This is a genomic window from Cellulosilyticum sp. ST5 (genome assembly GCF_046529625.1).
GTDB lineage: Bacteria > Bacillota > Clostridia > Lachnospirales > Cellulosilyticaceae > Cellulosilyticum > Cellulosilyticum lentocellum.
On the sequence record NZ_CP132338.1, the window covers coordinates 4520189 to 4543700 of the forward strand.

Below are 23512 nucleotides of genomic sequence, written 5' to 3' on the forward strand. Positions count from 1 at the left end.
AGAAATACTTATGTATGGCCCTTGAATGGTCGATAAAATATATGGAGTATTATAATTTTATTTAAAATTTCACATAGATGAACAAGACAGAGAGAGGGGAAACGGATGATATGAAAAAAGTTGTTTCTAAAATACTTGTATTTGTAATGGTGATTGCAAGCCTTCAGGGGATTAATTTAAATGAATTAATGGCAGCCGATACTAATTTATATGGATTTGAAATGCAGAAGAAGATACTTGCAGAAGATAGTAAAGGTTTGGAGCTAAGCAACAGAATAGGTACTGATTATACTGAGACAGCTGTAGCAAAATGGGATATCTCTAGTGCTGCAGATTATGTATTAACCTATTACATTGAAGCTATGGATAATACTACGAAAAAAGTAGAGTTAACACTTGAAAATGCCGGAGATGATAATGTAACGCTTTCTGGGAAAGTTTATAATCAAGATGGAAGTACCAAAAGTATTGATTATGTAGAAAGAGTGCTTAATAGTGGGTCCAATAGCTGGGAAAATAAAAGCAAAGAAATAGGAAAAACAGAATTTACTGCGGGTTTAAAGCTAGGAACTTATGCAAGTACCTATCAACAATATAATGTTAACCTTACCAACGTAAATGTAGCAGGAAAGAATTTAAATATTCGTTTGAAATTAGATGGGAAATTAGTATATGTATATACTACTGGAATTAGTAAGGGAAATATCAATGAATTTGAGCTAAAAGTAGATGGTACTACTCAAGCAAAACAATCATTTTTTAATGGACCTAAAAACTTTGAGATTAAACCAGTTCATTTAAAGGATAATACTTTAGAATCTATTGAAGTTATTGAGGACTTAACTAAAGAAACACCAGGTTCAAAGCCAGGAGTAAAATTAAGCTTCGACCAAATTAAGGTTCTAGAAGGGGGAAAATACACGATACCTTCTAGTAGCACTAAGCTTGATGAAGTTGTAATCAAATTACAACCACAATATTCAATTGGTAGCTCAGTTCAAGATGGTGATGATAGTATTCGTCTGGATTTTAAACCTATGACTGGTGAAAAAATTAAGATTGATACTAAGGATAGTAGTTATACAGTTGGAGCAGTAGATACTAATGGTCAAATTAATATTTATTTGGCTAGTGGAACTAATCTAGAATCAAGCGTCATCAAATGGGATGTACTTGAACCTAGTATGGTAGTTGATTCGCTTTTTACTTATGGTAAAGATGCAGATATTTATAAGCCGGAAAATAAAGGACATACTTATCTAGATTATAGTTTAAATAAAACAACAAATAATCAAGTACAATTTACTATTAAACCATACAATATTAATTCAGCAGCTACTTATACTATCTTAAGCTCCAATACAAAGGATGGTCAGTTTACTGCAAGAACTACTTATGAATATGATCCTAATAAAACCAACAATAAAGAAATTACAACCTCTATTTCATCTACTAATGTTACTTATTTCAAGGTGAAAATAAAGATAGATAATAATGAATATGAATCACAGGTGGTTAGGTATAATCCAGGGGACTTTAGCCCTGTTCCTACAACTCCTTCCATTAAAAATATAGATAACGTATACGTTGTTCCAACTAATGAGAACAGCAATACCTCTAGTGCTAAAGCTATTGGATTTGATGTAGAATGGTTTGCACCTTCTAACTTAAGGACTCTTTTAAATGGAGGTACTTTATATTATGAGATGCTTATACGTAAAGACAAGGATGACCTTGATCCGTTAAAGTCACCTCATTTGGCAGGAACTTCTGGTTATGCAGCATACTCCAAGGTATTTAAGGTAAGTCTAGATCCTGTAACAAATCAGATTATAGTAGAAACTGATTTAGGAACAGCAGGACAAAAGGATGTTACAGAAGAAAATGCTAATAAGATTATTAGATATAATGAGAGTAAAGGAACCTTCAAAATGGAGAATGTTTCTTTAATGAACTTTAGTGAAACCACTAAAGACTGGGAGCAAATAGAAATTCCTGAGGGGTATGACTATAATACAGCAACCAAGTCTTTAAAAGAATCAGGAGCTGAAGCTAAGGATAGCTTAAAAGATATGGTTATACCAGGAAACTACTATGTATCTTTAAGAACAGTATATGTTGCAACAGATGATACTAAAAGAATCACTTATAGTAATGAATCTAATCTGGTATCCGTTGCTTTAGATATCACAAAGGAAGTAGTACCTGTACCTACAACAGTGGTAGCTGAGGATGCAAGTATTGATAAAACACAAGTTATAGAAGAAATTACATATTCTTATGTAGACATACAAGCATATGTTAAGAAGATGTTAGAACCGGCAGAACTTAAATTATATACTGGAACTAATAAAGATGAACGCTTTAGTGGGGAATATGAGTTCTACTTATATCAGAATAAAGATGCCCTTAAAAACAATGATCCTGATAAGATGGATGCAATGAGTTTAGGAAGTGACGCTATCTTAAATTTATCTGATACTACTATTAATAGCCAATCAGCTATAGAGGTGTTAAAGGCAGGGGGCGTTATACCTTTTAAAGTCCATATTAGTTCTTTAATAGGAATAGGGCAAGGTAAACTCAAAATTAAAGGCTTAGATTCTAATACGGTATATTATTTGCAACTTAGAACGAAATTGTCACCAATAAGTGAAGCAGGACCGGTATCACCTAGAGTATCAGAGTTATCTAAGGTATTTACCTTTACGACAACCACAGAACCTATGCCACCAACACCAGAAGATAAAGTGCCACCAACACCAGAAAAAATCTGGATAGAGGAGCAAGCTAACAATAGTTCTGTCACTTTAGGTTGGGCACCAGCTAAGTTTGAAGAAGATGAAGATATAGACTTAACCTACTATGAATTCATAAGGACAGAAAAGCAGCTTACTAAGGATGAAGAGAAGCTAAGTGTTGAAAAGCTAGTACAAGGCAATGAATTAAATGTTGGTTTCCGTTCAGATAAAGATACAGCAAGAGCAGAAAATGAACCAGCTTACATGAGTACGTATACATATAAGAATCAAATATGGACTAACTTAGAGCCACTACAGCTTTCAAGTAAGTTCCAGCTTTATGATGATTCTTTAAATCCTAACAACATTTATTATTACTATGTAAGAACCGTGTGTATGGTTGATGGTAAACCTATTAAGTCAAAGTGGATTATGGTACCTGTAACAACAGCACCAGTACAACCACCTATTAATTTAAAAGTAGAGGCGCCAAAGACCTATTCACATGATACTAAGAGAGAAATTGTTATTAGTTTTGATGCGCCCGTGCCAGTAGATGCCAAAGTGCCAGATGAGTTTGCATTTGATATTGCAGTAAAAAGTGAATTAGATGATACCTATAAGCTAGATTACAGTGCAGTGAAATTAACTTCTGTTCAAGATGATAAGCTAACACCAGAAGGCTACACGCACTTTGTGTATAAGATTACAGGTTTAAAACCTAATAAACGTTATGATATTAAAGTAAGAATAGTGGATAAAACAAAAACACTTTTGGAGGGTGGTAATTATCCAACTTCTTTATACTGTGATAAGGTAAGTACGAGAACAGACTATGATGAAGATGAAGCAGAAAAAGATAATAAATTTGAAGAGTATCTCAAAAAGTTTGACTCAGAAGCTGAGAAGTTAAGAAGAAGACCGTATTGGGTAGTGGAACAAGGTGAAATCTATAAGTATAGAGAAAGTTACCTAAAAACAGAAATAGGCTTACAAAAAGAATATGCTTTAGTAGCAGAAGAGAATGCTAATTCACTATATTATTACATGCCAGCTTCTGTAATGATAGACGAAAGTAATACGAATACAGTACTCAATGTAACTATTGGTAATCAGACATTAAACATTAGACCATATACCTTAACTAGCGAAAATACTGCCATTAAAACAGCCATAGAAAAAATGGCTTCTGATGAAATAGAAGATTATTATGTGGGCATCAAGTTCTATACCCAAAAAACGTCAGAAAGTATTAATGGGCAGGGAGCTTTGTCACCAAAGCTTAATGTTAATATGGAGCTAGTTTATATGAAGCAGCGTGATTATCTAACAGAAGATGATATTATGATTGCTTTAAATGATATTATTGCAGAGGAACGCAATAGTTTTATTAATAAGCTTGAGAAGGAAGTTTATAATGGTGTGATTGAAGAAGACGTATTAAATGAACTTATTACAGATTCTATGGCAGATATTGAAAAAGATCATGCAAGACAAGTTGATAAGTTAATGGATCGTTATATAAAAAGGACAGTGAAGATTACTGAATTAGATAAGCCACTGTTTATTATAAGCGAAATAGATGCATTTGCAGCAGATGCTTATTACTACAGTAATGGATGGGTTAATGTAGAAAGCTATCAAGTAGGAAAAGGTTTTGGTATTGAAGCAGATAAACTAGGAACCTATATCTTTGTAGGTCAAGCTGATCTTGCAAATACGGTACCAAGCTTAGGTCCTTATCAAAGCTTCATAGGGAAATATGGCCTAACAGAGTTCTTTAAATTAGATACCTATATGATTAAAACAGCTGCGACAAAAGAACAAGTATATGGTGCTACAGCACGCGTACTAGGAGCTAAAAAAGGAACTGATTATATTGTATTTCTTAAAAATGCAGGGATAAAAGGTGTAACGAGTATAGGATTAAGTAAAAATATTAGGCAAGATGAAGCCATCTATATTGTGATGCAGGCCTATGAAAGATTACATAATAGAAAAGTGAGTTCAATAGTCATTAAAAATAAACAAGGTGTACAAAACATCGGTGCTTTCCAAAGCATTTATCGTACATATGTTTATGCAGCAGTAGAACTTAAAATTGTAGATAATCCTAATTCAAGAGTTCTTCCAAGCAAAGAAATGACTGCAGAAGAAATTATCAAGATTCTTTATAAAGTGCAGGCACAATAGGAGGAAGATAACATGAAGAGACGACAAAGAGTAGCCGCATTATTAGCTGTCATAATGATGTTTAGCTATGTTAATGTATTTGCAGATATGCAAGAAAGACTGCCAGTTGGTGGACTAGATTATGTGCAGGTAAGCCATACTTCCAATGATAATGGTGAAAATATTTTACCAAGTGCACAGGTGAGTTTTACTAAAGTAGAAAATAATCATACAGCAGTGGCAAAAGAACATGATACAGAGTTTTATGACCTTTTATTAACGGATTCTTTAGGTGAAAAAGCTGAAGGTTCTATTAGCGTAGCAGAAGCCAATAAGACTCCAGGTGATAAGGCAACTATTAACCTTGAAGATTATCTTGAGGATAGAAATGAATTTAAAAATGGTCGATTATATGAGTTAAAAGTACAACCAGGACATAACCATGTATCAGATGATGGGGAGAGATGGACAAAAGCACCACTTAACTCAGCTACTAAAGATCCAGTTAAGTACTTTGTTACAGACTTAAATACAATTGCTAGGGAAACAGAAGATAATATAGAGGTGGTTTGGGAATATATTCCTGGAGCTACTTACAAATTAGTTTACATTGCAAAAGAAGCTAACAATAAAAATGAAGTAGATGGTGTAGAAAATAACGTAGCAGGAGTAGGATCTAATTCAGTAACGCTTAAAGCCAATGATATGAATGTATTTACAGAAGGTGGCATTAGAAAAGTTAAATTTACTATTGATGATACAATTCCGGGTCAAAAGTACTCAGCTTATGTTATTGTAACAGGCATTTCAGGTACTTTTATAAAGGACAGTTGGAGCAATGTAGGTGTTAATACAACTACACCTAAAATTGCACATGCTACAAGAAGTATCAAATTAAACATTACTAACATAGGAAAAAATAGAATAGAGTTAAGCTGGAATGTACGTTCTTGGATGACTAGTGAAATAGAAATGGTTAAAATCTGGAGAAAAGTTGAAGGTGAACGTAACTACACACTTATTGGAACAATGAATAATGCTGACCTTACTGCTACAGATACAGGTAGGTTTGAGCATGACGAACCGAAAAAGACTAGCTTGTATTACGTTGAATTCTTCATCAAAGGTGAAAGTAACACTATTAAGACCAATGAAGAACCTTATGTACCGTACGAATTAAGAGAACAGCCTCTAAAGCCACAAGTACCAGAGCCTTTTAATTCTTCTATTTCTTTAGAGGAGTTGAGTACCACTAAAAATAATTATTTAGTTAAAAATGATGATGTTACAGTGGATAAAATGAAAGATAATACTTTCCATACTAAAAGCTTAACTCCGCTGCAAGTACAACTTGTTTGGGATGCTCCAATGAAGAAAAATGAAAATGGTAAAACCGTTCCTGAACATGAAATGCTATATGATATTTGGGTTACAGAAAGCAATGAACAGCTTGATGATACTGCTACAAAGCCTATTTTAGAAAACTTTTCTATACCAGAAGGTCAAGATGATAGTTTAATTAAAACACAAGCTAGTAAGGAAGTCGTTGGTTTTAAGACTCTTTTAACGCAGTACACTAATAAAACTGGTAGTGTTAAAAATCTACTTTCTAATAAAACCTACTATATTAAAATTGTAGCTAAAAGAGACTATAGTGGAACCTATGTGGAATCTCAGCCAACAGTAGTAGCGATTACAATTGATAAAAAAGGTGATATTTCAAGACCACCAGTATTAGCAAAGCCTCCACTTCGTGTACAAGAAGGAGGAATAGAACAAAATGCTATTACAATTGAGTGGCTAGAAAAATGGTATGAAATTAAAGCAAAAGACCCTTCTCAGTATAGCGCTGATGCCGATGAATATTTCCTTGCAAAAATGTGGAATAGCGTGGTTTATACAGGAGGAATACCAGAGATTAAATTTAAAGCAGGGCAAAATCTTACTGAACATCGTCTTATCAATGAGAATGAACTGAAGGCAGTTAAGGCAGCTGTGCCTAACTATAGTGCTAATTATGAAGATAGGGAAGTAAGCCTAGGAGAAGATGTTAAATATGAAGTAAAACCTATTTTATATGATGATGTGGTACTTGCTTTAAAATCTGACACCACTTCCCCAAGCGCCATTAAAATTGAAAAATGGATTGTAGAAAATGAAAGTGATTCAGTAGAGGGATGGACTACTATCACACCAAGTGATGTTAACCATAATGATGGTTTATCTTGGAAGGATTACAAAGTATCAAATCTCAAAGCAAATACAAGATATGTCATTCTCATTAGAGCTTACCGTACTTTAGAAGATGGAACAAAGCTCATGCAAACTTTCCCAAGCTTTGTTATTGCTACCACAGACTCGGATTTTGAGGAACCAGAAGCAATACCTATGGTACCAGTGCTTAATCCAAATGGTGTAACAGACAGTAGTGTATCTGTCTGGTGGCAGTATAATGAAGACTTTAACTATGAGATTGTATATAGTCGTTTAGACAACCCGGAATCTGCTATTAGCTGGCCAGTAGAGATTTCTACAGTGCCAGGAGAAGATAATTATGTGTCTAATGGGGCAAAAGCACAGGTAACTATAACAGGACTTATGCCAGATACCACCTATAATGTATGGATTAGAGCAAAACAGAAAAAAGGTGATAAGGTATCTGCTTGGAGTAATCCAGTTACTCAAACAACCTTATCAATAGAAAAGCCAGATGTACCAAGAGGATTAGGACCAGCTGCGTATCAAAGCATATTAGAAATCGGTCAAGATTTCATGCCAGTAACAGGAGACTACATTACAGTAGAATGGCTTAAAGATGTGGAGGATGTAGAAGCCACAGATGAGAGCTTAAAAGCCTATTCATACGTATTAGAATTCGCTAATAATCCAGAGTTTTTAGATGCTGTTGTAGTGAATACCAGTGATGCTGGAAAAGGTAGTTATGAAGTATTAGCTAAGAATATGGTAAAATTCACAGGGTTAGATGCTAATAAACCTTATTATGTAAGAGTTAAAACAGTACTTACTTTTACAGATCCAGAAAGTAAAAGAGAAATTGTTAAAGAATCAGATTTCTGTGCTATCGTTAGAATTATGACTAAGACTTCAGATGGGGAATATGATGGCGGGGATAATGACAATATTGTTATTTATCCAGAAGCAATAGTAGATAGTTATACTAATGGGGTTTGGACAAAAGAAATTGTAGACACAGCTAAAATCATTTCTCAAATCCAAAACGCTAATAAATACTTCCTTACAATAACAATGGAAAATTATAAAAATAAATATGATGCTGATGTAAGACGATTAAAGATGCCTAAAAATATAGTGGATGCTCTTATTAATCAAGGCATGGCACTAAAGGTTATCACTAATGTCGGCATTTATGAAATTCCAGGCAAGGCGCTTAAAATTTATTCTAATCAATATAGTGCAAGAGATATGGTGCAATTTGATTTGACTAAAGCTACAACCACGAATCTTTTAGCTATAGGAAGAAGCTATCCAGAAGCTTTTGTTAAAGGAGAACGCTTTGCGGTAATGTTTAGAGGTAACAATAAAAACACAGTTGTACAGAAGCTAGATGATTATATGAAGGTAAAACTTAAACTAGAATTAGTAGGTGAGTACAACTTTGCCAATATCAACACTTATATGTATAGTTACAATACCAATACATGGAGTAAACAAAACCCAGTTATTGAAACACAAACAGATAGCTATTTTGTGTATAGCACACCTTATACAGGTTTACATGCCCTATATGAAAGAGTGACAACAACAAGTAGTTCAAGCTCTACATATGTAATGGATGAATTAAAAGCAGCTTATGACATTAGAGGGCTTGGAGATATTTATTTTATGCAAGATTATGTTTATGGCAATCAGTATATTCAGTTAGTAATGGGAATTGCGCAAAATAAATCTTCTATCGATTTAACAGCTAGCGTTACTAATGATTTAAGAAATAAAGCTAGAACATCAGGTATTTATATGAGTCAAGGTTCAGGAGTAGTTACTAAGGAGCAAGCTATAGCTGGCGTAGTGAAACTCTACGAATTAAAGCAAGGTTATCAGGTAAAGCCATCTAAAGTAACCCTTACAGGAGTAAGTAGTACTTATAAAGATGCGGTTGGTAAAGCTTATGCATTAGGACTTATTGATGAAACCATTAATCCATCAGGAAAAGTAACCTATAGTGAACTTTGTGATTGGATTATACAAGTAATTGAATAATAACTGAATAAAAATTAAAAAAGCATCCCATACTCTAAAAAACATAAGAGGAAGGGTGCTTTTTTATGAATAGAAGAAATATGCTACTTGTAGCGGTTATTATGATTTTATGTACAACCTACATATTTGGATTTGAATATTACGATAGAATGCCTGATAGGCTACAACAGCTAAGTAAGCAAATAAATGTGCCAGAGATAAAAGTTACAGAAGTAGGAGTGGAACTTAGTGGTATCCATTATGGAGAAAAGCTAGATCTTCAAACGCTAGTAGTTAAGGAAAATGAAGTGATAGAAGCTCTCGCCCATGAAGTGAGCTGTTCTAAACTTTGTCAGGCTTTTCACTATAATCCATCAGAAACTAGTATAGAAGAGACAATTAACCAAATCAAAGTATCAGCAGTTAATAAAGAAGATGAGACACCTTATAAGTTAACCATTAAAAATCAAAAAGATAAAAATGATAATACCTACTATGATTTAAGACTTACAAGCATGGATAATTTGGAACAGTTAGATATGAAAAGAGGCAGAGCAAAAGATCTCTTTAGAAAATGGGGGGCTAAGCCTAAGGAAAGTATTTACTTTAAAGCTGAATTAATAGAAGAAGTATCAAATGAGAAGCGTTTGACGCTAGTGGAAACTATTTTTAATAATCTTAAAGGGAAAATGATTAATGTGTATCAAGATGATAGAGATAGCCACACTGTAGCGTACTATGGCTATACGAAAGAAGTGCCAGAATATATAGAAGGAGCAGATGGTAACAAAACTAATATCCAAATTAGCTTTATCTATAATGAAATAACAGATAAAACAGAATGCATTATAGCGTTTCCTTTTTATAATGCACCATTTTAATTCATAAACTTGTCTCACTTTCATATACTTGTATAAGCAGATTTTTATTTCAGATAGTGAGGGAGGGACTACTGTGAAAGAATATCTTAAGTCAGCTGCTATTATAGGATTATGTTTGTTTTTAATCCCTATGATTATTGTATATGCCAGTGGGTATGATACAGGGAAACTATTAAAGACTATTGAAGATGCTAATGGGGAGGAAACTCATGGAGCATCTCTAGATATTATAAATGAAGAAACACTAATAGGTATATTAGCCAAAGAGATTCCTTATACTTATGAAGAAGAAGCTATCAAGGTACAAGCTGTAGTGACTAGGACTTATATGGCAAGACGTATTCTAGGTATTCAAAGTAAAGGAGCTCTTAAAGGTTATTCGGTAGAAGAAATGAAGGCTATCTGGCAAGATGATTATGATAAAAATTATGCTATTTATAAGGCAGCTGTGGAAAGTACGTATTATGAGATGATTTTTTATGATAATCAACCTATAGAGGCTTTATATCATAGTGCCAGTGCAGGGAAAACAAGGAATGCAGCAAGTATTTATAATAAAGACATTCCATATCTGCAAAGTGTGGATAGCAAAGTAGATCATATTAGTAAACAAGTCAGATTGACGAAAGGAAAAACAACAGAACTTATCAAAACGAAATATCCAGAATTGATAGTAGATATAGGTACCTTAGAAAATCAAATACAAATCATTGAGAAAGATGAAGCAGACTATGTAAAAAGTATTCAAGTTGGAAATGTAACTCTTAAAGGGGAAGAAATTAAGGAGTTATTAGATTTACCATCTAGCTGCTTTAAGGTGTATGCTTCTGAAGATGAATTGATTTTTGATGTGAGGGGCATAGGTCAAGGAATAGGGCTTAGTCAAAATGGTGCCAATGAACTAGCTAAACAAGGTATGAATTATAAGGATATTATCAAATATTACTATACAGATGTGATGATAGAAAAATACGAGATTCAAAATTAAAATATGAATTAAAATATTTAGAAAGATTGAATAATAATGGGAATCTCTGGCGATAATTAGGATGTCGGAGGTGTTAATTATGAAAATTAAAAAATTAGGACAATTTCTAAAGAAGTATGGTTTTTATGTAGCCGTTAGTGTGATTTCTGTAGGTGCACTTGTAGCCATCTTCGTATTACCAAGTCAAGAAGGCAATGTTAAAAATGAAGCGAATCCTTATGCAAAAAATGAGAAAACAGACGGAATGCTTCAAGGAGATCTTCCCAATAATGTTATTATTGATGAAGAAGATGAACTTGACCAAACAGATAAGGTTACACAAAATGAAGCCACAGTTCAAGAAGATGAAACAAAAGCTTCAGAAGAGGTTACTAATAATACAACAGCAAAGGATGAAGTAAAACCAGAGGTTAAGACAGAAACCTTTGAATCTACTACAGCATCAGTAACAGAGGAACCTTTCTTTGCTGATGGGGATAACTTTAGTTGGCCAGTAGAAGGTAAGATTGTTGTACCTTATACAGATGAGGCTACAAAATATTGGTTTAGTGAATCACTTAATCAAACCATGCGTACCTTTGGTATTTGTATTGCAGCTAATGAAAATACAGAAGTAAAGGCTATAGCGAAAGGTACAATTGTTAAGATTGTAGATGATTCATCTAGTATTTTAGAGCCAGGTATGCCTTATGTAGGAAAGACAATGGTTATCGATCATGGTAATGGTTATGTAAGTGTATATGGTTTCCAAGGTGGAACAGTAAATGAAGATCTTTTAGGCCAAGTTGTTAATGAAGGGGATGTACTAGGTACAATTGGTACACCTAAAGGTGCATTCATTAATGTAGGTGATAATCTCTACTTACAAGTAAAGCATAATGACAAAGTTGTTAGTCCTATGGATTTCTTAAAAGACAGTGAAGAAACAGCTAGCGTGAAAACAGACAGCGTGGATGTTGGCTTTGCTACAAAATAACAATGATATAAAATAAAACAGGAGATGCTATGCCATCTCCTGTTTTATTTTATATTAAATAGTATTGCGGAATGTATTTGATTGCTACAAATCGGATAAAAGTATAAGAGTTTTAAAAATATAGTATATTTTGTTTAAAGATGATAAAATAGGATTGATTTCAAGATTATACATTATAAAAAATAATATTAGAGGGTAAAATATGTTATTTAATTCTATTAGTTTTTTAATCTTTTTCCCCCTTGTTACATTAGGGTATTTTATAATTCCTTACAAATGGAGATGGATTTGGCTACTGATTGCTAGTTACTATTTCTATATGAGCTGGAATCCAGTATATGCATTACTTATTGCCACATCTACTTTTATTACATACTTGTGTGGGGTTTTATTGCAAAGTACGGAACGTATAGAAGATGAAGAAAAGCGTATACGGCTTAGAAAGACTTGGTTAATACTAAGTCTAGTTATTAACTTTTCCATTTTATTTTTCTATAAGTACTACAATTTTTTAGGAGACAATATTAATAGAGTCATGGAACATTTCGCTATTAATATGCAAGTACCTTATTTTGATGTTATGTTACCAGTAGGTATCTCTTTTTATACTTTCCAAGCTATTGGGTATACCATGGATGTTTATAGAAGAGACATTAAAGCAGAAATGCATTTAGGAAAGTATGCTTTATTTATTTCCTTCTTTCCACAGCTTGTAGCTGGACCTATTGAGCGTTCAGGTAATTTGTTAAGACAGTTTTATGAAAAGCATACCTTTGATTTAGAAAGGGCTAAACGAGGCTTTGTGCTGATGCTATGGGGGTTCTTCCAAAAGGTAGTTATTGCTGATCGTGTAGCAATTCTAGTGAATCAGGTTTATGGCAATTATGAAGCTTATGCAGGCTTTGAGATTGCGTTAGCAACAGTATTATTTAGTATTCAAATATATTGTGATTTTGCAGGTTATACTTATATTGCTATTGGCGCTGCTAAAATCATGGGCTTTGAATTGATGCAGAACTTTGATACACCGTATTTTGCTAAATCAATTAAAGAATTTTGGCGTAGATGGCATATTTCTCTTAGTGGTTGGTTTAAAGATTATTTGTACATACCTCTAGGTGGTAGTCGCTGCAATAGACTTAAACGATATAGAAATATTATGATTACTTTTTTAGTAAGTGGTATATGGCATGGAAGTGGCTGGAACTACATTATTTGGGGAGGCCTACATGGTATGTATCAAGTTGTAGGAGATATCATAACACCAGTTAGACAAAGAGTGGCTAGGTTTTTCGGGTTAAGTAAAGAAAAGTTTTCTTATAAATCCTTACAAGTATTAACTACTTTTATTTTAGTAGATTTTGCTTGGATCTTCTTTAGAACAGCTGATTTAACAAGTGCACTTGGAATCATTAAGCAAATGTTTAGTAGTTTTAATCCGTGGATATTCTTTGATCAAAGCTTATATCAACTAGGTTTAGATCAAAAGGATTTTGGAGTTATGATGATTTCTATTATCCTTATGATTGGAGTAGAACTAGTAGGCAAGCACTTCGATTTTGAAGAAGCTATTGCTAAAGAACACTGTGTATTTACTTGGGCAGTGTTTATGGTAATCATTCTTGGTATATTGATTTTTGGTGTATATGGCCCAGGTTATGCAGCGAGTCAGTTTATTTATTTTCAATTTTAGTAGAGGATAGGAGTGAAGCAGATGCAAAAAGGGGCGATAGAATTACTAGCTTGTATCCTGATATTTGGAATGGTTTTTAGTGGTACTACAAGGGTCTTTCAAATGAAACAGTTAGAGGAACCATGGGATATGACTAGAAAAGTAGAGGGGATTAAAAATGAAGAAAAAGATAGTGTTGATGTCATGTACTTTGGCTCAAGTCATATGTATACTAGTATTAACCCAGTTGTTGTTTGGGAAGAACAAGGCATCCCATCCTACATATTAGCAACACAAAAACAGCCTTTTTGGATTTCTTATTATTATATGAGAGAAGCGCTCAAATATCAAAAACCTAAAGTAGTAGTACTTGATATCTATAGAAGTGATTTTTTAGAAGAATATGAAGAAGAAAGTGTTAATAGAGCAGCTATTGACTTACTAGATTTTTCTTATAACAAAGCACAAATGATAGAGGCAAGTGTGCCAAAAGAAGAGCGGGCTTCTTATTATGTGAATTTGATTAAATATCATGGGCGCTGGAAAGAGTTAACCAAGGAAGATTTTGACTGGAGCTATCGTACGAAGCAAGATCCATTAAAAGGATATGTTTGTTTATACCCTACTACACCTATAGATAGAAGACAAAGTCTAGAAGAGGTGACAGAGGTTCAGGATATGAGTGATAAGACCAAAGAATATCTTATGAAAATCATAGAATTATCTAAAAAGAAAGGCTTTGAACTCGTACTTTATAAAGCACCTTCTAATGCTACAAAAGAGCAAAAGGCCTACTATAATGCTGTAGAAGCTATTGCAAAGGAGAACAATATTCATTTTATTGACTATAATATGCTTTATAAAGAAGTAGGACTGGATTTAAGTAAAGATTTCTATGATGAGAATCATGTTAATTTACTAGGTGCCAAGAAAGTAAGTAAGCATTTTAGTGCTTACTTAGCAGATGAGTTTCAGTTAGAAGATAAGAGAAACAAAGTAAGCTATAAAGAAACATGGGATCAAGCTGTGCAAATAAATGAAAGATGGGAAAAAGCCTATGAGCTCAGAAATATAGTGAACTTAAAGGATTATGTAGAAGCTGTAAAAGCAGAAGATTATGTGGTATTATTCACTACCGTTTCAAATGTTTCGCTAGATACTGTCTCAGAGGAAAGCTTAAAGGTGTGTCAAGACTTTGGCTTACTACAAAAAGAAAAGTTAAAAGGACATTACATAGCTATAATGAAAGATGGAGAAATACCTTATGAAGTAGACAGAGAAGCTCTAAATGATGCAATAAGAGACTTAGGATTACCTATTGAAGTGGCTTATAATGATCAAGAAAGATATACACTTAGTAATATAGATTATAAGGACCATAATTATTTTACTAGTAGAGGTAATATGAATATTATTGTATATGATAAAAAGCTCAATAAGATAGTAAGTAATGTACTAGTAGATTTAAAGACACAAGGTAAAATTGTACAATAAATAAAGAACTCTTCCTTAACTGTTGCCCCTAAGAGTCATCAGTTAAGGAAGAGTTTATTCATTTATAGCAGAAGATGGTTAATTAACGAAGGTAAGTACCATCTGTACCTAATTTACCTTTTACAGTATTGCTAGTAGTATCTAATACATAAACTCGCATATTTGCTTTTGAAATAGAATCAGATACTAATTTTCCGTTGGTTACATTAATCGTTTTACCAGTGATAACTTCAATATATTTTCCATTTGGAATGTTGTTAAAGGTAGCTTGACTAGACAAAGCAATAAGTGCAAATGAATAGGTATCAGCATCTTGATAAGCTCGTTTAAAAGCCATATTACCACTAATATCTTGAACACTATATTGGCCCTTTTGAAGAGCAGGAATAGATCTTCTAATAATATTTAAACGTTGAATATGTTTTGATAATGGGTGGTTTAAGGTTTCAGCCATTTTTCCACTAGCAGAACTATAAACACCAAAGTCAGTTACATTTACATCACCCTCAATATAATCTCCAAAATAAGCTCTTCCAGTAGTACTAAGAGGCGCATTAGGACCTACATCAATAGGAGCACCCTTCATAAATTCAATTTCACTACCATAGTAAATGGTTGGGATGCCTCTAAAAGTAAACATTAAATTTAAATTTTCAGCCCAAGTATCCTGGCTGCCAGAGAAACGTTTATTTTCAGGTGCATTATCAGGAGCATAATCGTGAGAGTCAACGTAAGTTACATTAAAGGTTGCATCATTATAATATTGATCTCCACTTACAGCGACATTAAAAGCATCGGAAGCGTTACCAAAATTCCAGTGCATAGGGAAATCGATAACATCTAAGCCACTACGCTCATTCCAATTAGGTGTATGGTAAGAATTTCCTTGCAACAGGTGGTTAGTACTAGTTGGCTGGCTACTAGGATTCATATTATCATTCCAAAAAGCAGAAGTAGAGTTTACTCTCTCTGCTAAGGTATCCCAGGCATAATCCTTGGAATCCTGCCAAGTGTAAAATGGAGCAGAGACGTTAGGAATATTACTGTTCCATACTTGGCGATATCTAGTACATACTTCACCAAACATAAAGAAATCATTGTTACCACTTTGTTTAGCAGTAGATAATAGCTGTGGAATAAAATTATTGTTTAATGTTAATCTAGAAATATGTTTAACGGTATCTAATCTGAAACCATCTACACCCATTTCAATATATTTAGAATAGGAATCTACTAAATAATTACTAACAGTAAGATTCTCGGTATTTAGGTCTACACAGTCACCAGCAATTTGTCCTGTTTGAACGGTATAACCTTCCCAAGATAAAGATTTTTCGTGATGATAAATCTTGTTAGTATCTTCTTCATCAGTTTTCATGGCATTCAGTCTTGCTTGATACTGAGCCTCAGGTGTTAAGTCATCATAGTTAGCAGGTAATTTACCATCTGAGATATCAACTAGACAATCAGAAGAGCTTAAATCTCCTTGTTTAGTAAAGAGAGGATAGATATTTTCCTCACCAAAATTACCAGTATGATTCCAAACAACATCTTGAATGATTTTAAGACCTTTTTCGTGACAAGCATTAATCAAATCTTGATAAGTAGCCCCAGTAGACTCATATCGACTATCTACCTCACTATGATCTATAGCATGATAGCCGTGATAATCATAACCACTAGCATTTTCAACAACAGGTGTAATCCAAATGGCACTAAAACCTAAGGCTTTAATATAATCTAGTTTTTCGATAAGACCTTTAAAGTCTCCACGCCATGCAGGGTCAGAATCAGGATTTCCCGCTTTTTTATCATCCCAGCAATGGATATTATTGCTTGAGTCACCATCGTAAAATCTACTAGTCATGACAAAATAGATTGTTTCATCTCTAAAGTCACTATTGCCATAGTTAAATTCAACTGGATCAGGTGACTCATAAGGAGGTTCTGGATCAGGAGGATTTTCTGGGTCATTATCAGGATTATGGTCGTACCATTTGCCTGCCGTATACCACCATTCACCTTTGGTTTGTGATAAGTCAGCAGTTTGGCTACTGCCGTTATTGCTAAAGATTAAATTAGTGCTAGAGGTATTGAGTTCATAGCCATACCAGTCATTACCTTCACTAGTCATACTTACTCCAGGCCATTTTACCGTGGCTAAAGTAGGAGTTGCTTTCCAGTAATACAGTGTAGCTGGAGAATTACTCTTATAATGAACTTTGATAGTATCTAGGGTAGGAGTAGGAGTAGGAGTAGGAGTAGGAGTAGGAGTAGGAGTAGGAGTAGGAGTAGGAGTAGGAGTAGGAGTAGGAGTAGGAGTAGGAGTAGGTGTTGGAGTAGGAATTGGTTCAGGATTAGTGTCGTACCAAGTACCATTCATATACCACCAGTTACCTTTAGTCAAATTAAGATCTTTAGTTTGATTACTACCCTTGTTGCTAAAGATTAAATTTGTAGAATTGGCATTTAATGTATACGTATACCAATTATTATCTTCCTTAGCCATAGATACACCAGGCCAACTTACACCGGGTAAACTAGGGCTAGCTCCCCAATAATAAATATATGGAGAAGACCAAACACTCTTTAAATGAACAACTATTTGGGAATCACAAGGAGCTTCAGGATTATAATCTGTCCAAACACCATTCATATACCACCATTCACCAGATGTTCTTGAAAGGTCTGCTGTTTGTGAACCTTTAGCATTATTAAAAATTAAATTAGCACTAGATACATCTAAGACATAAGAATACCAGTTATTACCATCATTTTGCATAGGTACGCCGGGCCAATTAACTGTAGTGGTAGATGGATTAGTTTGCCAGTAATAGATGTAGCTACTTCCCCAAGTGCTTTTGAAATGTACAGTTAGTGAATTGTTAGCTCCTAATGTGGAAACGTTACCAAACAATAGTGAAAACAACATACACATTGCAGCTAATAAACTAGTACATTTTCTGATACTTCTTTTACGTTTCATATTTTACCCCCTTAGAATTTTTGTATATATTACAATAAACATAGAATGTTTACTAAAATATATATAGTGATTATACAATTTTAATCAATAAAAATTCAATATATTTTATATAATTTACAAAATTAAAATTTAAAACAGAAGATTGTTAGTTATTTAAGATATAGCTAGTATTCTTATAAAGAAAGCAAAAAAGCTAGAAAGGGTGATAATCTTGTCCTACTGAGACGTATTTTAAATGAAAATAATAAGTTGTATAATTTCCTAGCAAAAAGCTTAATTTATTTGTAATAAGTAGGAAGGGCCTCGCATAAGATTAAATCAAGAGCCAGAGTTAAGGGGGGCCTTTTCTTGAAAGCCTATATAGAAGAAAGAGCCATAGAGTCAGCAAAGTTTATTATTAATTCTAATGCTACTGTAAGGGAAACTGCAAAGAAGTTTGGGATTAGTAAAAGTACGGTTCATAAAGATGTAACAGAAAGACTAGAGAAGATTAATCCTAAACTTGCCAATGAGGCAAGGAAGGTTTTAGAACTAAATAAGGCAGAAAGACACCTAAGAGGTGGCTTGGCTACAAAAGAAAAATATTCTAGCTTAATTAAATAATTTTAATACATAGCACCTCATTTTGAGGTGCTATAATTATTTTTTAATTTTTTGCAAAAAATAGAGTTTTAATGTTATAATATGCTAAAAGAAGTGAACCCTAAAATACAATTTTACTATAACAAAGGAGAATTCAAATGTTTGGAATGGGAGCGGATATCGGAATTGATTTAGGGACTGCCTATGTACTTGTTTATGTGAAAGGGAAGGGCATTGTCCTTAGAGAACCATCGGTGGTAGCAATAAAGGAGAAGACTAAGGAAGTCATAGCTGTAGGAGAAGAAGCAAGACGTATGTTAGGCAGAACACCGGGGAGCATTACTACTGTTAGGCCTCTTAGACAAGGTGTTATATCAGACTATGATGCTACAGAACAAATGCTAAAGTATTTTATTCACAAAGCTATTGGTCACAGACTTGTAAAACCACGCATTGGAGTATGTGTTCCTAGTGGTGTTACTGAGGTGGAAAAAAAGGCGGTAGAAGATGCTACAAAACAAGCAGGAGCCAGATATGTTGATACGATAGAGGAACCTATTGCAGCAGCTATTGGTGCAGGCATAGATATTTCGCGTCCATGTGGAAGTATGATTGTAGACATAGGTGGGGGAACAACGGATATAGCAGTTATTTCATTAGGAGGAGCAGTTGTAAAAAAATCCTTAAAAATAGCCGGAGATGAGTTTGACGATACTATTATTAAGTATATGAGAAAGAAATATAGCCTTCTTATTGGAGAAAGAACAGCAGAAGAGATAAAAATTAATGTTGGAAGTGTATTTAAAAGAGAAGTTCCAGCCGAAATAGAAATTAGAGGTCGTAACTTAGTATCAGGATTACCAAGAAATATGGTAGTAACTTCAGAAGAAATTAGACAGGCCTTAGAAGAACCAATAGCAAGTATTGTTGATGGTATCCGATCTGTGCTAGAAATAACACCACCAGAATTAGCTTCTGATATTTCAGATAGGGGAATTGTGCTTACAGGTGGTGGAAGTCTTATTCAAGGTCTTGATCAGCTTATTTTGCAGGAGACAGGAATAAATGCAGTGATTGCAGATGATGCTATGTCATGTGTAGCTATCGGAACAGGTATGTGGGTTGAATATAGATATGCTAAAGGAGTAAGAGAAAGAGATTAAAAAAAGGAGGCCTTTAGATGGTAAGAGGACTTTATACAGCTGCCACAGGTATGAATGTACAGGCAAAAAGGTTAGAGATTATTTCTAATGATCTAGCTAATACAACGACTACTGGATATAAAAAAGATGTTGCAGTAGTTTCTTCTTTTCAAGAAGTATTAATGACGAGATTAAATGACACTCAAAACCAAGTGCCTAATAATGGACCAATAGGTAATATTACTTATGGGGCAAAGATTGACGAGGTCTATACAGATTTTACTCAAGGTTCAGTTATTTCAACAGGGGAAATGGTTGATGTGGCTATTCAAGGAGATGGCTTTTTTGTAGTGCAAACTCCAAATGGAGAAGCTTACACAAGAGATGGTAATTTTTCTATTAATCAATATGGAGATTTAGTGACTAAAGAAGGCTATCCTGTTATGGGATTAGATGGTCCCATTACTTTAGGCGAAGAATTTCTAGCCACTGGTGGAGATGTAGTGATTAGCAGTCAAGGAGAAGTAACATTAGATGGTCAGTATATTGATACCTTAGAATTAGCTAGATTTGAAGACAGTAGGGCATTAACAAAAATGGACAATAACTTATATAGTAGTACGGCGGCTAGGCTGCCTTTTGAAGGGCAGCTCATTCAGGGCTATTTAGAATCAGCCAATGTTAATCCTGTAACTGCTATGGTAGATATGATTACCGTTTCAAGAGCATATGAAACAAATCAAAAAATGATTCAAGTACAAGATAGTTTACTTGGTAAAGCTGTTAATGAATTAGGTAGAGTATAGGAGGAAGAATATGATTAGAGCATTATATACAGCGGCTTCAGGTATGACCGCCCAGCAACTTAATGTAGATACCATTTCTAATAACATGGCTAATGTTAATACAGCAGCTTATAAAAAAGAAACAACTAACTTTAAAAGCTTGCTCTATACAACGATGGGAGAAGCTAATGATCCTAATGCACAGGCGGCACCTACAGTTAAACAAGTAGGGCATGGTGTACGTGCGCTAGCTAATTCTAGAGATTATACAAATGGCATTCTTCAAGAAACAGGTAATGAATCAGACCTTGCTTTAGTTGGAAATGGTTTTTTTGCTATTGGTCAGACAGATGGTTCTGAGGTTTATACTAGGGATGGTAGCTTTAGATTTGCTATGATTCCTGATGAAGGAAGTTATGCGTTAGTTACAGCCGATGGGCATCCAGTACTATCTACAGAAGGTGAGTCTATTGTAGTAGGGACAGAAATTCCTATGGATAAGCTTGAAATAGGGCAAGATGGAAATATTTATTATTTAGATGAGACAGGACTCGAAATGGATGTAGCTCAAATAAGAATTGTTCAATTTGCTAATAGAGCAGGACTTGAGGCTGTAGGAGATAACCTTTATAAAGAAACACCAGCTTCCGGAGAGCCTTTAGCAGAGGTTGATGATGATGGATTGACTAAAACAACGATTCGTACAGGTTACCTAGAAGGTTCTAATGTGCAAATAGCACAGGAAATGGTTAACTTAATTATTGCTCAAAGAGCTTATGAAATTAACTCAACAGCTATTAAAGCAGCCGATGATATGTTAGGACAAGCTAATCAGCTTAAGAGCTAAGGAGGATAGCTAGATGGAAATTTCAGGGGTTTCAAGTCTATTAGATTTGCAAAAGCAAGTAGCTACGGAGTCTGCTGATACAGCAGGAACAAAAGATTTTGAGGCTATTTTATCAGAAGCTATGGCAAAGAAAGATGACACAGAACTAAAAGAAGCTTGTGATGAACTTGAAGGTTATATGCTCAGCATGATGTTTAAGCAAATGAAATCATCTATGCTTTCAGGGGATAGTTTGATAGCTAAAGGTGATTATGAATCTATGTTTGAGGATACTTACATCAATAATTTATGTGATGAAATGGTTAAAGCAGGGGGCATCGGTCTTTCTGATGCTATGTATAAACAAATGACCAATACATATGCTGCTCAAATGCAGATTAGTGATGAAAATAAAGCAGCAATGGCTAATGAAGCTATCAAAACCGAAGAGGAAGTTTAAGAAATGTTCCTCTTGTTGACAATAAAAAATAATAATGTTAAAATAAATCGAAAATAGAATAAAAATTCTTATCCAGAGAGGTGGAGGGACAGGGCCCTATGAAACCCGGCAACCTAGTTTAAAGCTAAGGTGCCAATTCCCACGTATTTATTACGTAAGATGAGGATGACTGTGCGAACGCTAACCCCTCATTTTTAATGAGGGGTTTTTTATATGGTTTTCTGTCTTACACAAAATTAAAGGAGGCTATGATATGGCAAAAAGATTATTTACTTCAGAATCAGTAACAGAAGGGCATCCAGATAAAATTGCTGACCAAATCTCTGATGCAGTTTTAGATGCTATTTTTGCGCAAGATCCAAATGCAAGAGTTGCTTGTGAAACAGCACTTACAACAGGTCTTGTATTAGTAATGGGAGAAATTACAACAAATTGTTATGTAGATATCAATAAAACAGTTCGTGACACTATTAATGAAATTGGTTACAACGCACCAGAGTATGGTTTTGACGGACACTCATGTGGTGTAATTGTAGCACTTGATGAACAATCAGCAGATATTGCTATGGGTGTCGACAAAGCTTTAGAAGCTAAAAAAGGTGAGATGACAGATGATGCAATTGAAGCTATTGGCGCAGGGGATCAAGGAATGATGTTTGGCTTTGCTTGTGATGAAACACCAGAACTTATGCCAATGCCAATTTCACTTGCTCATAGATTATCAAAACGTTTATCAGAAGTACGTAAAGATGGTACTTTAAATTATCTTAGACCAGATGGTAAAACACAAGTTACTGTGGAGTATGATGGAGATACACCAATAAGAGTTGATGCAATCGTTGTTTCAACGCAACACGCAGCAGAAGTAACCCAAGAACAAATTCATGCAGACATTATGGAATATGTTATTAAACCAATTGTTCCAGAGAACTTATTGGATGCAGATACAAAATATTTTATTAATCCGACCGGACGTTTCGTAATTGGTGGACCAGTAGGAGACTCAGGTCTTACAGGACGTAAAATCATTGTAGACACTTACGGGGGTTATGCAAGTCATGGTGGCGGTGCTTTCTCTGGAAAAGATCCAACTAAAGTAGACCGTTCAGCAGCTTATGCAGCTAGATACGTAGCTAAAAACATTGTAGCAGCAGGTCTTGCTAAAAAATGTGAAATTGAGCTTGCATATGCTATTGGTGTAGCACAGCCAGTATCAGTACTCGTAAATACACATGGTACAGGTGTTGTTAGTGATGAAGTATTAGTAGAACTTGTTCGTAATAACTTTGACCTTAGACCAGCAGGTATTATTAAGATGTTAGATCTTAGAAGACCTATCTACAAACAAACAGCAGCTTATGGACACTTTGGTCGTATTGATGTGGATTTACCATGGGAAAGAACTGATAAAGCTGAAATATTAAAAGCTGCAGCAGAGAAGTAGGCGACTAGAATATAATCCGTATAGGAAAGCTTTGGTTGAATCCTGCTGTCTAGAGTGCCTTTTAGAAGAGTATATGAATTGTGAGATGAGAGAGTAAGAGAGTGATTAAAATAAAAAAGCGTTGTTACGAGGAAAAATCGTAGCA

Annotated in this window: 14 protein-coding genes and 1 riboswitch; of the genes, 13 read left to right on the top strand and 1 reads right to left on the bottom strand. The window is 34.4% G+C overall.

Translation table 11 applies throughout. The annotated features are described in order from the left end of the window. Nucleotides 1-110 precede the first annotated feature (110 nt). The 7 genes from QTL86_RS21610 (at nucleotide 111) to QTL86_RS21640 (ending at nucleotide 15142) form a co-directional block, all read left to right on the top strand. Nucleotides 111-4934, top strand: coding sequence for a hypothetical protein (locus tag QTL86_RS21610; RefSeq protein ID WP_410496016.1), 4824 nt, complete (start codon nucleotides 111-113; stop codon nucleotides 4932-4934). A gap of 12 nt (nucleotides 4935-4946) precedes the next feature. Continuing rightward, nucleotides 4947-9152, top strand: a complete 4206-nt coding sequence (locus tag QTL86_RS21615; RefSeq protein ID WP_410496017.1) for a fibronectin type III domain-containing protein — start codon at nucleotides 4947-4949, stop codon at nucleotides 9150-9152. 65 nt (nucleotides 9153-9217) lie between these two features. Next, nucleotides 9218-10012 carry a YwmB family TATA-box binding protein gene (locus QTL86_RS21620; RefSeq protein ID WP_410496018.1) on the top strand — a complete coding sequence of 265 codons (795 nt, stop codon included), beginning with the start codon at nucleotides 9218-9220 and terminating at the stop codon, nucleotides 10010-10012. A gap of 73 nt (nucleotides 10013-10085) precedes the next feature. Then, nucleotides 10086-11000, top strand: coding sequence for a SpoIID/LytB domain-containing protein (locus QTL86_RS21625; protein WP_410496019.1), 915 nt, complete (start codon nucleotides 10086-10088; stop codon nucleotides 10998-11000). Nucleotides 11001-11079: 79 nt separating this feature from the next. Further along, nucleotides 11080-11976 (top strand): M23 family metallopeptidase, encoded by an 897-nt coding sequence (locus QTL86_RS21630; protein WP_190283426.1) that lies wholly within the window; start codon nucleotides 11080-11082, stop codon nucleotides 11974-11976. Between the two features lie 202 nt (nucleotides 11977-12178). Further along, complete coding sequence (locus tag QTL86_RS21635; RefSeq protein ID WP_127067889.1) at nucleotides 12179-13669, top strand: MBOAT family O-acyltransferase; 1491 nt, start codon at nucleotides 12179-12181, stop codon at nucleotides 13667-13669. A 21-nt stretch (nucleotides 13670-13690) separates the two neighbouring features. Beyond that, the gene (locus tag QTL86_RS21640) at nucleotides 13691-15142 is read left to right on the top strand and encodes a hypothetical protein (protein ID WP_410496020.1); all 1452 of its coding nucleotides are present in this window, start codon (nucleotides 13691-13693) and stop codon (nucleotides 15140-15142) included. An 82-nt stretch (nucleotides 15143-15224) separates the two neighbouring features. Here the strand turns inward: QTL86_RS21640 and QTL86_RS21645 are convergent, their stop codons facing one another. Next, nucleotides 15225-18128: a starch-binding protein gene (locus QTL86_RS21645; RefSeq protein WP_410496021.1), complete on the bottom strand. Its 2904-nt coding sequence runs from the start codon at nucleotides 18126-18128 to the stop codon at nucleotides 15225-15227. A 348-nt stretch (nucleotides 18129-18476) separates the two neighbouring features. Between QTL86_RS21645 and spoIIID the strand changes: the two genes are divergently transcribed. The 6 genes from spoIIID (at nucleotide 18477) to metK (ending at nucleotide 23367) form a co-directional block, all read left to right on the top strand. Further along, nucleotides 18477-18731, top strand: a complete 255-nt coding sequence (gene spoIIID, locus QTL86_RS21650; protein ID WP_013658567.1) for a sporulation transcriptional regulator SpoIIID — start codon at nucleotides 18477-18479, stop codon at nucleotides 18729-18731. Between the two features lie 137 nt (nucleotides 18732-18868). Then, nucleotides 18869-19873 carry a rod shape-determining protein gene (locus QTL86_RS21655; RefSeq protein WP_410496022.1) on the top strand — a complete coding sequence of 335 codons (1005 nt, stop codon included), beginning with the start codon at nucleotides 18869-18871 and terminating at the stop codon, nucleotides 19871-19873. Between the two features lie 17 nt (nucleotides 19874-19890). Beyond that, entirely contained in the window at nucleotides 19891-20658 is a 768-nt protein-coding gene (gene flgF, locus QTL86_RS21660; protein ID WP_127067885.1) for a flagellar basal-body rod protein FlgF, read from the top strand. 10 nt (nucleotides 20659-20668) lie between these two features. Next, nucleotides 20669-21484, top strand: a complete 816-nt coding sequence (locus QTL86_RS21665; RefSeq protein ID WP_410496023.1) for a flagellar hook-basal body protein — start codon at nucleotides 20669-20671, stop codon at nucleotides 21482-21484. A gap of 13 nt (nucleotides 21485-21497) precedes the next feature. After that, nucleotides 21498-21923 carry a rod-binding protein gene (locus QTL86_RS21670; RefSeq protein ID WP_127067883.1) on the top strand — a complete coding sequence of 142 codons (426 nt, stop codon included), beginning with the start codon at nucleotides 21498-21500 and terminating at the stop codon, nucleotides 21921-21923. A 65-nt stretch (nucleotides 21924-21988) separates the two neighbouring features. After that, nucleotides 21989-22089, top strand: a riboswitch (SAM riboswitch). An 87-nt stretch (nucleotides 22090-22176) separates the two neighbouring features. After that, entirely contained in the window at nucleotides 22177-23367 is a 1191-nt protein-coding gene (gene metK / locus QTL86_RS21675) for a methionine adenosyltransferase (protein ID WP_410496024.1), read from the top strand. The last annotated feature ends 145 nt before the right edge of the window (nucleotides 23368-23512 follow it).